Origin of the sequence: Pseudoalteromonas aquimarina (assembly GCF_049257255.1) — a bacterium.
In the GTDB taxonomy this organism is placed as follows: domain Bacteria; phylum Pseudomonadota; class Gammaproteobacteria; order Enterobacterales; family Alteromonadaceae; genus Pseudoalteromonas.
In genome coordinates, this window is sequence record NZ_JBMMUG010000002.1 from 371116 (window position 1) to 384282 (window position 13167).

A 13167-nucleotide genomic window follows, 5' to 3' on the forward strand; every position below is an offset into this window, starting at 1 on the left:
CTAATGCTAATTAAATGCATGGGGCGAAATCGCCCCAGAAAAAGAAGATTGTCAATTATACCCAACGAGACTACTTACTCAACTAACTTAACGTCTATTTGTTGTTCAGTACTCTTTTTAGCGATGTAATCGCGAATTTGTGTTTCTAATTGGTCAACAATTTGATTGTTATCAATCCGTGTTTTTTGACGCTCACCATTGATATATAAGCCTGAACGCTTATTCGCGCCCGCCAAGCCTAAATCACTGACAAGCGCCTCGCCTGGGCCATTTACCACACAGCCAATAACAGAAACAGTTACAGGCTCAATAACGTCTTCTAAGCGCTCTTCCAGTTGGTTCATGGTGCTAACAACATCAAACTCTTGACGTGAACAACTTGGACAAGCAATGAAGTTAATACCACGCGAACGAATACGCAGAGACTTTAAAATATCAAAACCAACTTTGATCTCTTGAACAGGATCAGCCGCAAGCGATACACGTAGCGTATCACCAATGCCCTCGGCAAGTAACATGCCTAGTCCAACTGCAGATTTAACTGAGCCAGCTCTAAAACCACCCGCTTCAGTAATGCCTAAATGCAGCGGTTGTTCTATTTCTTTTGCTAATAAGCGGTACGCACCAACAGCTAGAAAAACATCAGACGCTTTAACCGATACTTTGAAGTTTTCAAAATTTAAGCGTTTTAGAATATTGACATGGCGCATTGCTGATTCAAGTAACGCCTCAGGTGTAGGTTCACCGTACTTTTCTTGAATATCACGCTCTAGCGAGCCGCCATTAACACCAATGCGAATTGGAATATTCTTTTCACGCGCAGCATCTACCACGGCTTGGATTCGCTCTTCGCTGCCAATATTACCTGGGTTGATACGTAAACAGTCAGCACCGTATTCAGCAACTTTTAATGCGATGCGGTAATCAAAGTGAATATCTGCAACTAATGGGATATCTACTTGTTGCTTGATTTCTTTAAATGCTTCAGCTGCATCCATGGTTGGTACAGATACGCGCACAATATCAGCACCAGCATCTTGAATCGCTTTGATTTGCGCAACAGTAGCGGCAACATCTGTAGTTTCAGTATTGGTCATTGATTGCACAGCAATGGGTGCACCATCACCAATCGGTACATTTCCTACATAAATGCGTTTCGATTTACGACGTTTTATTGGAGATTCTGAAAACATACTTATTACTCACTCAACGGCAGGCTAAATTTGGCTAAACGGTTAGTTGGAAAATGCGAAATATCAATTAAATCGCCATTAAATTTAACATCAACAATATAATGCTTACCGAGTACCACGTTGAACGGCGCCTTACCTTCAAGCGTCATTACATAGCCTTTTTTCTTGACACCAAACGCGACACGCTCGCCATCAGCGTCAAAAATCTCAACCCAACTATCATCTTTAAAAGTCATTGTAATGGTATCAACATTAGTAGCACGCTTAGTCGGCACACTCTTGTTTTCAACCGTTTTAGTCACTGGCTGCGCTTCTATTTGTTCTAGAGACTTATCTACCTGAGTATTGCTGATCTCAACATCATTAGCAGCAAGTTTTAGAGGCTCTAACGTGTCGGCTTGCTGAATTGGCAATCTATCGCTTTTTACAGCTTCAATCTCTTCATTATCGCTCGTTTGCGCCACAGTTTGTTTTTCTGAGGCGATAGGCGCAACGTCTCGATTTTGCCACCAAATAAACAAAGAAGAACCGATGATCAAGGCGATAATGGCATAGCTAAACAGCATTAATCTATTATCTTTCGCTTCACGCTCAGTGCGACGTGAGAAGCTTTGCATGCGCTTTTCTGCCTCTTCACGTTGATGCGAAAATAGTGTCATTAAATCCGCTTCATTAAGTGAAAATTCGCGGCAATAACTGCGAATATAGCCCTTCACAAATGTAACTGGGCCTAACTGGCTATAATCTTCACCTTCCAGTGCTTCAATTTGTTTTGCGGTTAGTTTTAACTTGTGCGCCATTTCATCAACCGAAACATTAAATTGTTCACGTGCGTTTGAAAGTTGCACGCCTAACTTGATGCTTGGCTGTTGCTCTAATACTTCTTCGGTCATAGTGCGTAAGTTTTTGGATTCACTAATATAATTTTATTGCCAGGGCTTAAAGTTGCCGATTCTTGTATATCGTTCCACTCAGCCAGTGATTTCATGCGTAAGTTATACTTCACAGAAATGCTAAATAACGTATCGCCATCTTTAACTAAGTGGTACACATTCGGATTATTTAGATAGATTTTTGTGCCTGCAAAAACAGGATCGTTTTCTGTTAAACCATTCCACTCAAGCAGTTTTGCCAGTTTCACATTGTATTTAACCGATACTGAGAATAAGTTTTCGCCACCTTTCATTATGTGATAAGGCGTTTCAACAAGTTTTAATGGCGTTGCAACCTGATCTACCGCTTCGCCTGCATCTTCAGCTTTTTTAGCTTGCGCTAAAACAACTTCATTTTTAGTTACTTGTTGAATCGGTTTTGCCACTTCAACTTGTGCTTGCGGTTCGATATCTACTTTTTCAGAAACGGTTACTTGTGCTTCTTCAGCTGGAGTTTTGCGTTTAACCACTTTAACTTTTGGTTTTTTAACAACCGCTTCACCATCTGGATTAAGCTCTTTTTTCAGTTTACTGATTTCATTTTTACGGTATCTTTCGCGCAGGCGCTCGAACTCACTGTCAGCGGTTTTCTTTTGTTTAATTTGCTTCGCTTCAATTGAGTTACCATACGTTTGATGTAACGTAAGCGCTATGGTACTGGCCTTTTCAATATGACCCATACGGCTTTCAATTAAGTATGACAACATCAACGAACGAGAAGAAATACGGCCTGATTTTTCATAGCGGTTCATAAACGTTTGCGCACGATGTAAATCACTTTTAGCGTAATAAATCGCAGACAAGTTGACCAATGAAGAACCACGCGAAGGGCTGTGCTTAACAGATGCTTCTAGATACTCCTCCGCTTCATCGAATTCGTTATTTTCAATGGCACAAAGGGCTAGGTTTTCATAACTTTGCGAAACACGTAGATAGCTTGGTACTTCAATCGCACGTAAAATGTACTCTGATGCTTCATCGTATTCACCTAAGCCACATAAAAATACACCATAGTTATTCAGGGTATTTGGGTCATTTGGTGCAATGTCAATTGCGCGCAGGTAAGAGTCTTTAGCAAGCTCATTTTCACCCACTTGCTGATAATAATAAGCAGTGGTGTAATGCACTTCAGGAAGCTTTGGTGAAAATTTTGCAGCACGCTCAAGGTTATATTTTGCTTGTGTACTATCGCCTGACGCTAAATATTTTAATGCCAGAGAGATACGTGTTCTTGCAGCTTCATCATTATCGATGCGATTTTCTACAACCGGTTTATCGCTGCCTACATACACACTTTCGGTTACACATCCTGTTGTTGCAAGCACTGCAACACCTACTAATATTGAACGACGCATAGTTATACTCATTTTCTGACAATTACCTTAATTCTACCCGAATTAGCGTTGGGATCATCTAATTTTTTATTAGTACCAATTATGGGTTAACTGTATTTACAGCGATTTTATTATCATCAAGCTGCTTTTTCTTCATAACACGTTTAGTACGGTCAACCACATCACCCACTAATTGACCACACGCTGCATCAATATCATCACCGCGAGTACGGCGCACAATACAAGTTAAGCCAGCAGCTTGAAGCACCTTCGAGAAGCGGTCAATACGGCTATTGCTTGAACGGCCATATTCATTACCTGGGAATGGGTTAAACGGAATAAGGTTAATTTTTGATGGAGTACCTTTTAGCACTTTAACCAGCTCATGGGCATGATCAGTGCTGTCATTTACACCTTGCAACATAACATATTCAATTGTCACATCTTTGTTTGCTTTTGAACCATCAATGTAACGACGACATGCAGCTAGAAACTCTTCAATTGGGTACTTTTTATTGATAGGTACTAGTACATCACGCAGTTCGTTGTTAGGTGCGTGAAGCGAAATAGCCAATGCAACATCAATTTTTTCTTTTAGAATATCCAGTGCAGGTACAACACCTGAAGTACTCAATGTTACGCGACGCTTGGAAAGGCCAAACGCCCAATCATCCATCATCAGTTCCATTGCTGGTACAACATTATTGATGTTTAACAGTGGCTCACCCATACCCATCATTACCACATTGGTAATAGGACGTTTTGTTGAGTCACCGTGTAAACCGATATCTTTTGCTACGCGCCAAACCTGACCAATGATTTCAGATACTTTTAAGTTACGGTTAAAACCCTGCTGTGCTGTTGAGCAGAAGGTACATTCAAGGGCACAACCTACTTGTGACGAAACACACAAGGTTGCACGGTCTTTTTCTGGGATCCATACAGTTTCAACTTCTTGACCACCTTCAAGTACCAATGCGTACTTAATAGTGCCGTCTGAAGCCACTTGTTTTACAGAGATTTCAGGCGCTTTAATTTCACACTCAGCGTGTAATTTAGCTTTTAGCTTTTTGTTGATATTTGACATCTCGTCAAAGTTATCAATGCCGAAATGGTACATCCATTTCATTACCTGATCGCCACGGAACGGCTTTTCACCCCACGAAACAAATAACTCACGCATTCCTTCACGGGTTAAATCCAGTAAATTAATTTTCTTTTCCGCAGCACTCATAACTCAGACCCCAGTACGTAACACAACTCAATATTAGTCGAAATATCAACTTTGCTTTACTTTTATACACCTTCAAATGGAATGTGATGTCAGTAAGGCGTATTTATAAATTTAAAGCAAAGGTGACAATTTGAATGAAATTCTTGGCTTTAGTTCAAAATGACAAGAAAAGGGCTAAAGAGCCCTTTTCTCCTGCATCACAAAGTTAATGCAGCTTGTCTACGTCGTTAGAATTAACGAGTACGTGGACAGATTTCTTCGTCAGAGAAGAAGTACGCGATTTCACGTGCAGCTGATTCTACAGCGTCTGAACCGTGAACAGCGTTTTCGTCGATGCTGTCTGCGTAGTCAGCACGTAAAGTACCAGCTAGTGCTTCAGCAGGGTTAGTAGCACCCATGATTTCACGGTTTTTAAGTACTGCGTTCTCACCTTCAAGAACAGTAACCATTACTGGACCAGATGTCATGAACTCAACTAAAGCACCGAAGAAAGGACGCTCGCTGTGCTCAGCGTAGAAACCTTCAGCTTTTTCTTTTGAAAGGTGAACCATTTTAGCTGCAACGATTTTAAGACCAGCAGTTTCGAAACGGTTGTAGATAGCACCGATGTGGTTTTTAGCAACTGCATCAGGTTTTACGATAGAAAAAGTACGCTCTAAAGCCATCTTTTATGCTCCATAAATAATTAATGATTTTAACGGCCGCGAATTATACGCATATTTGTGTGAAAATCCTATTAAAACCGAAAATATTCTGCTCATTTTTCCATCAAAAAAGAATTTTTCCTATTAATCCGCTTAGTTTTGCGCGTTTTGATGACGCTATCGCAAGCTCCTTTGAAAAGTTGATCTACATCAACATCCGTTAATTTGCTCTTTGATAAAATTGCGCGCTTTTTTAATCATGCAACTGGCCAGAACCCAGTTCGATGTATGAGGATATCCAAATGAACAAACCTTTTGTGCCTGAATTATTATCGCCAGCAGGCAGCCTTAAAAATATGCGTTATGCCTTTGCCTATGGTTCAGATGCAGTCTACGCAGGTCAACCACGTTACAGTTTGCGCGTGCGTAATAACGAGTTCGACCTTGATAATTTAGCGCTCGGGATCAATGAAGCACACGATTTAGGTAAAAAACTGTATGTGGTATCAAATATTGCGCCACACAACGCTAAGGTAAATACCTACCTACGTGATATTGAACCAGTAATTGAAATGGGCCCTGATGCCTTGATTATGTCTGATCCTGGTTTAATTATGTTGGTTCGTGAAAAATGGCCAGATATGCCGATTCACTTATCGGTTCAAGCTAATGCGGTAAACTATGCAACGGTTAAGTTCTGGGCGCAGCAAGGGGTTGAACGGGTTATTTTATCACGCGAATTATCGCTAGAAGAAATCGGCCAAATTCGAGAGTTATGCCCTGAAACCGAATTGGAAGTGTTTGTTCACGGTGCATTATGCATGGCGTACTCTGGTCGCTGTTTGCTTTCAGGATACATCAATAAGCGCGACCCAAATCAAGGTACCTGCACCAATGCATGTCGTTGGGAATACGATGTAAAACCGGGTAAAGAAACCGAAACCGGTGATGTTGTGCATAAAATTGACCCAAGCTCAGTGATCCCAACGTTAGGTGAAGGTGCACCAACAAACGAAGTATTTATGCTGGAAGAGCAAGGTCGCCCTGGCGAATATATGCCTGCGTTTGAAGATGAGCATGGCACTTACATAATGAATTCGAAAGATTTACGTGCAGTACAGTACGTTGATCAACTTACCAAAATGGGTGTACATAGTTTAAAGATTGAAGGACGCACTAAGTCGTTCTACTACGTTGCACGAACTGCACAGGTTTATCGTAAAGCGATTGATGATGCAGTTGCTGGTAAGCCGTTTGATCCAAACTTAATGCGCACCTTAGAAAACCTCGCACACCGCGGTTATACCGAAGGCTTCTTAAAGCGTCATGTACATCAAGAGTATCAAAACTATGAATATGGTCACTCAGTTTCAGATAAACAACAATTCGTGGGGGAAGTGTTAGGTCGTCACAACAATGGTTTGGTTGAAATTGATGTGAAAAATAAGTTCTGTACAGGCCACTCAATGGAACTTATGACACCACAAGGCAACATCCAGTTTACCTTAGATCATATGGAAAATAAGAAAGGTGAACGTATCGATGATGCAAAAGGCTCAGGTCATATTGTAAAAATTCCATTGCCGGAAGATATTGACCTTGATAAAGCGATTTTATTACGTAATTTAGATTCAGACCAAGATACGCGTAACCCTTTTAAAAAGGCCTAATATCATGGCGTTGATGATAAATTCGAAGTGTATCAATTGTGATATGTGCGACCCTGAATGCCCTAATCAGGCAATTTACATGGGTGAAAAAATTTATCAAATTGATCCCAATAAATGCACTGAGTGTGTTGGCCACTATGACCAACCAACCTGTGTAAGTGTGTGCCCAATTGACTGCATTAAAAAAGACCCTGAACACAATGAAACACTTGATGAGTTAGCTGAGAAGTTTATTCGCTTAACTTCAAGCTAAAACATGACAGTTATATTTAAACACATAATAAAAAACCGAGCTAAGATGCTCGGTTTTTTTATGTGTGAATGGTTTAATTGGATTCAACAGGTTCTAATTGAAGCTTGCTCGCAATTAACACCGCTTGGGTACGATTATACACGCCAAGCTTTCTAAAAATTGCGGTGATATGTGCTTTCACTGTAGCTTCTGAAATGTTTAGCTCGTAAGCGATTTGCTTATTGAGTAAACCTTCATGTAAATAACTTAAAACTTTGTATTGCTGTGGTGTGAGTGATGCAACTTGCTGCGCAAGCTCTGCGTCTTGCTCAATCACTTCTTCCACTTTATCTGCCATTGATGTTGGTAACCAAGTTTCACCATCTAAAATTTCTTCAATAGCTTCAGCTATTTGTGCTGATGAGGATGATTTAGGAATAAAACCAAGGGCACCATAACTCATCACTTTAGAAACAACTTGAATATCTTCAGTGCCTGAGACAACGGCAATAGGTAAATCGGGGTAATCTTCACGAATGCGAATTAAACCGTACAAATCACCACTGCCTGGCATATGTAGGTCTAATAATAGTAAATCGAGCTCTTGTTGTTGTTCTAGTACATTGAGCGTTGTATCAAAATTCTCTGATTCAAAGATTTCTAAATCATCGAAACTGCCATTTAAAGCCCCTTTAAGTGCTTCGCGAAACAAAGGGTGATCATCCGCTATCAAAAACTTGCTCATATATGACTCCTAATAAAAAGGCTGTTATCACTGATAACAGCCTTCATGTTACTGCGAGTTTAGTCGATTCTCAAACCTAATTAACGGTTTAAGCGGTTTTCGATTAACTCCTCAACAACACTCGGATCTGCTAGCGTTGATGTATCACCTAACTGTTGGTATTCATTTGCAGCGATCTTACGTAAAATACGACGCATAATCTTACCTGAGCGTGTTTTTGGTAAACCTGGAGACCATTGGATCATATCTGGTGTTGCAATTGGGCTTAGTTCTTTACGTACCCAATTACGTACTTCTTTGGTCAACTCATCACTTACTGCAACACCATCATTCGGTGTAATGTATACGTAAATCCCCTGACCCTTAATATCGTGTGGGAAACCAACAACCGCAGCTTCAGCAACCGCTTCATGGGCTACAAGTGCACTTTCGATTTCTGCTGTACCTAGGCGGTGACCTGATACGTTTAATACGTCATCAACACGTCCAGTGATCCAGTAGTAACCATCTTCATCACGGCGACAACCATCACCTGTGAAATACACACCTGGGTAGGCTGAGAAATACGTTTGTTCAAAGCGTTCATGGTCGCCATAAACTGTGCGCGCTTGTGATGGCCAACTATCAAGAATAACTAAGTTACCCTCTGTTGCACCTTGCAGTGTTTCACCTTCTGCATCAAATAATGCTGGTAAAATACCAAAGAATGGACGCGTTGCTGAGCCTGGTTTAAGATCTGTTGCACCCGGTAGTGGTGTAATCATCACACCGCCAGTTTCAGTTTGCCACCAAGTATCGACAATTGGACACTTACTGTTACCAATGTTCTCGTAATACCAAGCCCATGCTTCAGGGTTAATTGGTTCGCCAACTGAACCTAAAATACGTAATGATTCACGCTTAGACGAAGCTGTAGGCTCATCACCTTTCGCCATTAGCGCACGAATTGCTGTAGGTGCAGTATAAAGAATCGTTACATTATGCTTATCAACTACTTCACCCATACGACCTGATGACGGATAGGTTGGTACACCTTCAAAAATAACCTGAGTACAGCCATTAGCAAGCGGGCCATAAGCAATATAACTGTGACCTGTGATCCAACCCACATCGGCACTACACCAATAAATATCGTCTTCTTGTAAGTCAAAAACGTATTGATGGGTAAGCGAGGTATACACTAAATAACCTGCAGAGCTGTGAACTACGCCCTTTGGTTGGCCAGTAGAGCCAGATGTATAAAGGATAAAGAGCGGATCTTCTGCATCCATAATTTCTGGTTCACATGTTGTTGCTTGATCAGCAACTAAGTCATGCCACCAAACATCAACATCATTCCAAGCAACATCGCCAGCAGTGAGCTGGTGAACAACAACCGCTTCGACTGTATCTACGCCCGGTTGTGCTAATGCTTCATCAACATTGGCTTTAAGTGGTACCGCATTACCACCGCGGCGGCCTTGATCCGACGTGATTACTACTTTAGCGCCAGAGTCTTTAATACGATCTGCAATAGCTGAAGGTGAGAAGCCACCAAAAACTACAGAATGAACAGCACCAATACGCGCACATGCTTGCATTGCATATACAGCTTGTGGCGTCATTGGCATATAGATAGCAACTCGGTCGCCCTTTTTAACACCAAGCTTTTTCAAACCATTTGCTAATTTACACACTTCATCATGCAGTTGCTGATAAGTAATATTTTCAGATTGCTCAGGGTTGTCACCTTCCCAAATTAAAGCAACTTTGTCGGCTTTATCTTTCAGGTGACGATCAATACAGTTATAAGAGACATTAAGTTGGCCATCTTCATACCAACGAATATTTACATGGCCTTTATCAAATGAGGTATTTTTAACTTTAGTAAATGGCTTAATCCAATCAAGACGCTTACCTTGCTCACCCCAAAATGCTTCAGGGTCGTCAATCGACCATTGATATAATTCATTGTATTTTGCTTCGTCGATTAACGCAGCTTCTTTAACTGAAGCCGGTACTGGATAGATTTCTTGTGACATGTGTTGTCCCCTTTTAACTTTGTTGCTAGTTGCTTAAATGCAACCTAGACCAATACCCTCAAGCATTACTCAGCTAGGTAGTATAAAGAATTAGACCTTAGTAGCATCTCAATTTAAATATAAGTAGTACCTAATCAAGATCATCTTTTTAACAACTAGTTATACTACAGAAAATTAAATTGTCTTTTATATTCAGATTATTAAATATTAATTTTGCCATTTTTTAGGTTTACTGCAAAAAAGTAACTATATTCTTAACAAAATATTCACATTTTCAGTAACTTCCATACGTTTAATGGAATAAACGCTCTGTAATATGCAAATTAGCTATACCTTAGTCGTATAGACCAATGGGTAATTGAGCAAAATCTGAACATGGCCAAAAGTGAAGATGTTAACTTAATCGGGATACAGTTATGAAAAACAATAAACTAACAACAACAGCGCTTAGCGTTTTAGCAGTATTGTTCGGTGCGTCTGCCCATGCGGGTGTTTTAGAATCAACAGATGTTAAATACGGTGGTTACGTAAAATTAGATGCAATGTGGAGTGATTGGTCAGCAGGTACAGTGGGTGGCACAAGCATTGGGCGTGATTTTTACGTACCTAGCACAACACCTGTTGGAGCAGATGCTGATAATGATCCAGTATTTGATATGCATGCACGTCAATCACGTTTCAACTTAGCTACATCGACTAAACTAGACAACGGCCAGTCGATTAATACCAAAATTGAACTTGATTTTATGGCGTCCCCTGGTGGTAATGAACGTGTTTCTAACTCTTACGCACCTCGTATTCGTCAAGCATTTGTAACTTACAACGGCTTCTTATTCGGTCAAGCATGGTCAAACTTCCAAAACGTTAGTGCTTTACCAGAAACCCTTGATTTCGTAGGCCCTGCTGAAGGTACGGTGTTCGTTCGACAAGCCATGATTAAATATACCTCTGGCGGTTTCTCTGTGTCTGCAGAAAACCCAGAGAGTACAATTACAACTACAGGTGGAGTTCGAAACGAAACTGACGATTCTAGCTTACCTGATATCACGGCTCGCTATACTTTTAAAGGTGATTGGGGCCACTTTACCGTTGCCGGTCTTGCAAGACAACTTACCTATAAAGCCGGTGGTGCTGATGCATCAACTTCATCTTTTGGTGTGAGTGCATCTGGTCGACTTGATTTTGGTAAGAATAACTTAAAGTACATGGTAACCACAGGTAAAGGCTTAGGCCGTTATGTCGGTCTTAATGTTGCACATGGTGCAGTGTTAAATGGTAACGATCTTGATGCAATCGATTCAATTTCAGGCTTTGTTGGTTACCAACATCACTGGAGTGACAAGCTTCGTTCGACCTTCTTAGCGTCTTATTTCAGTGCGGATAATAACCGTGATTTACTTGCGATTTCCGGTGACCCTACAAAAACATCAATGAGCTACAGTGCTAACCTTCTGTATTCACCAGAGAAGAAAATGACGTTTGGTGTTGAGTATAAAGTAGGTGAACGCGAAACTGAAAGCGGTGCTGATGGCGATATCAACCGCCTACAACTTTCTGCTAAGTATGTTTTTTAAAACATATTTGCAAACCAGTTAACTTAGATTGCTTCCTAAGTTGTTGTCAGTAATAAGCGACCAATTGGTCGCTTATTTTTTATCTTTGCCCATCACCAAAAAAGTAAATCAGTGATAAGTTATATGCATCGTCGTGGTTGCTATATTTACTATTAAAATAACGTTTCGCATCCAGTTGTAATGCAAAGTTATTATTGATTTTGTAATGTAAACCCAGCCCCGCATTTAGTGCGAAGGTGCTATCACCATTTTCTTCTTTGTTTTTAGCGTAGAGCATTTCACCAGCACCAGCACTAACAAAAGGTCTCCAATCACTTTCTGTATTAAAGTAGTAGTTAGCGCCCACATTGAACTGCTCAAATGTCACGTTTTTTTGGCTATTTTCATTTACTAACTCACCTTTAAGGTAATCTAGTTTCATTGAAAATTTAGGTGAATAATAAAGTCCTAAACTCCAGCCATCTGCTGCATCTTGCTCTAAGCCCCAATGTTTACCTGGTTTAAACCCACCGTAATTCAAACCAAGACCAATAACGCCAATATCTACAGGGTCTTTTATGCTGATGTAATTCTTCTGATAAGTAGGTGCTTGGTACGCTTTACCTGAACCAAGTTGATAGTTCACGTTCAATTGAACCTGATCTTCATACTCGCCATTTGGTAGTGGCATTTTGGCAAAATTAATTCCACCAGTGCCCGCTTTAACTACTTCAGTGCCAAATAAATTATTAATACCTTTACCTGCAGCATCAATCGGGTCGAGTAATACAAGTGAAATATCACCTAACGTTCTTGAACCCCACACTTCGCCGCCGCGGCTGCGAATTTCCATCTCTTTTTGATACGCCCATTCACCGTAGGCCCAGCCCATTACAGGTGTAATCACTAGATCTTGCATTGATGGCACTTCTGCAAATGCTTCAATACCATATTCCCAATAGAAGGTACTCATAGTGAATGAATAAAGAAACGCATCCCACTGACGATAGCCTGATTTACGCGCAACTTGGTAGTACACACCACCAAAATACGGGTGCCCGACCCAATTTAACCACCAAACATCACGATCCCAAGTTGGACCTTCTTTTATATTCTCGTTCCATTTTGTAAATACGCCATTTTCCTTATCCCATTTCGAGATATCTTCTGGCAACATAAGAATAAAGCCAGCTACACCAAAACCGTATGCCATTACCGATTTAGTTTGTGACCATAAACGCTCACTGTCTTGTCCGTATTCGGCAGAAAATAAATTGACTTGGTAAGGAGATTGATAAAAATCTTCTGGTACAGGGTGTAAGTTCCAATCACTATTACTTGGCAAATTGTAGCTTGGCACTTCAATCGCTTTAATAGCATCATTTGTTGTATTTGTGTTAATTGGGGTTAGCTCTTCCTGTTGAGCAAGTAAAGGCTGAGTCAGCGCGCTGGAAATAAGCGCTAACTTAATCATTTGAGTGAGCATTTTCATTGACTGTAAGTGCGTCCGTTCTTGGGCAAGCTACAAAAAAACGACATTTTAGCCGCTTTTACCTAGTATGACACTTAAACTTAGCAAAAAAATGTAAACATAAACGCAAAAAAGGCC

11 protein-coding genes are annotated in these 13167 nt (G+C 40.6%); 3 read left to right on the forward strand and 8 right to left on the reverse strand.

What is annotated here, in order from left to right:
- Positions 1 to 74: 74 nt before the first annotated feature.
- From ispG to ndk, 5 genes are all read right to left on the reverse strand, one after another.
- Positions 75 to 1193, reverse strand: a complete 1119-nt coding sequence (gene ispG / locus AAEU29_RS06655) for a flavodoxin-dependent (E)-4-hydroxy-3-methylbut-2-enyl-diphosphate synthase (RefSeq protein WP_421972590.1) — start codon at positions 1191 to 1193, stop codon at positions 75 to 77.
- A gap of 5 nt (positions 1194 to 1198) precedes the next feature.
- Positions 1199 to 2086: a RodZ domain-containing protein gene (locus AAEU29_RS06660; RefSeq protein WP_421972591.1), complete on the reverse strand. Its 888-nt coding sequence runs from the start codon at positions 2084 to 2086 to the stop codon at positions 1199 to 1201.
- Positions 2083 to 3480: a type IV pilus biogenesis/stability protein PilW gene (gene pilW, locus AAEU29_RS06665; protein ID WP_421972592.1), complete on the reverse strand. Its 1398-nt coding sequence runs from the start codon at positions 3478 to 3480 to the stop codon at positions 2083 to 2085. Before pilW ends, AAEU29_RS06660 begins: the two co-directional genes overlap by 4 nt.
- Positions 3481 to 3559: 79 nt before the next feature.
- Entirely contained in the window at positions 3560 to 4693 is a 1134-nt protein-coding gene (gene rlmN / locus AAEU29_RS06670) for a dual-specificity RNA methyltransferase RlmN (protein WP_421972593.1), read from the reverse strand.
- A 233-nt stretch (positions 4694 to 4926) separates the two neighbouring features.
- Complete coding sequence (ndk, locus tag AAEU29_RS06675; protein WP_010560883.1) at positions 4927 to 5358, reverse strand: nucleoside-diphosphate kinase; 432 nt, start codon at positions 5356 to 5358, stop codon at positions 4927 to 4929.
- Between the two features lie 281 nt (positions 5359 to 5639).
- Between ndk and trhP the strand changes: the two genes are divergently transcribed.
- Complete coding sequence (trhP, locus tag AAEU29_RS06680) at positions 5640 to 7007, forward strand: prephenate-dependent tRNA uridine(34) hydroxylase TrhP (protein WP_274762890.1); 1368 nt, start codon at positions 5640 to 5642, stop codon at positions 7005 to 7007.
- Positions 7008 to 7011: 4 nt separating this feature from the next.
- Entirely contained in the window at positions 7012 to 7260 is a 249-nt protein-coding gene (locus AAEU29_RS06685; RefSeq protein WP_274762891.1) for a YfhL family 4Fe-4S dicluster ferredoxin, read from the forward strand.
- Positions 7261 to 7333: 73 nt separating this feature from the next.
- On the opposite strand, the gene AAEU29_RS06690 is transcribed toward AAEU29_RS06685, so the two are convergent.
- Both AAEU29_RS06690 and acs read right to left on the reverse strand, forming a co-directional pair.
- The gene (locus AAEU29_RS06690; RefSeq protein WP_421972594.1) at positions 7334 to 7984 is read right to left on the reverse strand and encodes a LuxR C-terminal-related transcriptional regulator; all 651 of its coding nucleotides are present in this window, start codon (positions 7982 to 7984) and stop codon (positions 7334 to 7336) included.
- Between the two features lie 80 nt (positions 7985 to 8064).
- Positions 8065 to 10005 carry an acetate--CoA ligase gene (gene acs / locus AAEU29_RS06695; RefSeq protein ID WP_421972595.1) on the reverse strand — a complete coding sequence of 647 codons (1941 nt, stop codon included), beginning with the start codon at positions 10003 to 10005 and terminating at the stop codon, positions 8065 to 8067.
- Between the two features lie 416 nt (positions 10006 to 10421).
- On the opposite strand from acs, the gene AAEU29_RS06700 reads away from it, so the two are divergent.
- Positions 10422 to 11579, forward strand: coding sequence for a DcaP family trimeric outer membrane transporter (locus AAEU29_RS06700; protein ID WP_421972596.1), 1158 nt, complete (start codon positions 10422 to 10424; stop codon positions 11577 to 11579).
- A 79-nt stretch (positions 11580 to 11658) separates the two neighbouring features.
- Here the strand turns inward: AAEU29_RS06700 and AAEU29_RS06705 are convergent, their stop codons facing one another.
- Positions 11659 to 13032, reverse strand: a complete 1374-nt coding sequence (locus AAEU29_RS06705; protein WP_421972597.1) for a DUF3943 domain-containing protein — start codon at positions 13030 to 13032, stop codon at positions 11659 to 11661.
- Positions 13033 to 13167 lie beyond the last annotated feature (135 nt).

Coding starts and splice junctions, on each gene's coding strand:
- AAEU29_RS06690 (WP_421972594.1), bottom strand. CDS start 7,984: ATGAGCAAGTTTTTGATAGCGGATGATCACCCTTTGTTTCGCGAAGCA.
- AAEU29_RS06700 (WP_421972596.1), top strand. CDS start 10,422: ATGAAAAACAATAAACTAACAACAACAGCGCTTAGCGTTTTAGCAGTA.
- rlmN (WP_421972593.1), bottom strand. CDS start 4,693: ATGAGTGCTGCGGAAAAGAAAATTAATTTACTGGATTTAACCCGTGAA.
- ndk (WP_010560883.1), bottom strand. CDS start 5,358: ATGGCTTTAGAGCGTACTTTTTCTATCGTAAAACCTGATGCAGTTGCT.
- ispG (WP_421972590.1), bottom strand. CDS start 1,193: ATGTTTTCAGAATCTCCAATAAAACGTCGTAAATCGAAACGCATTTAT.
- AAEU29_RS06660 (WP_421972591.1), bottom strand. CDS start 2,086: ATGACCGAAGAAGTATTAGAGCAACAGCCAAGCATCAAGTTAGGCGTG.
- trhP (WP_274762890.1), top strand. CDS start 5,640: ATGAACAAACCTTTTGTGCCTGAATTATTATCGCCAGCAGGCAGCCTT.
- acs (WP_421972595.1), bottom strand. CDS start 10,005: ATGTCACAAGAAATCTATCCAGTACCGGCTTCAGTTAAAGAAGCTGCG.
- pilW (WP_421972592.1), bottom strand. CDS start 3,480: ATGCGTCGTTCAATATTAGTAGGTGTTGCAGTGCTTGCAACAACAGGA.
- AAEU29_RS06705 (WP_421972597.1), bottom strand. CDS start 13,032: ATGATTAAGTTAGCGCTTATTTCCAGCGCGCTGACTCAGCCTTTACTT.
- AAEU29_RS06685 (WP_274762891.1), top strand. CDS start 7,012: ATGGCGTTGATGATAAATTCGAAGTGTATCAATTGTGATATGTGCGAC.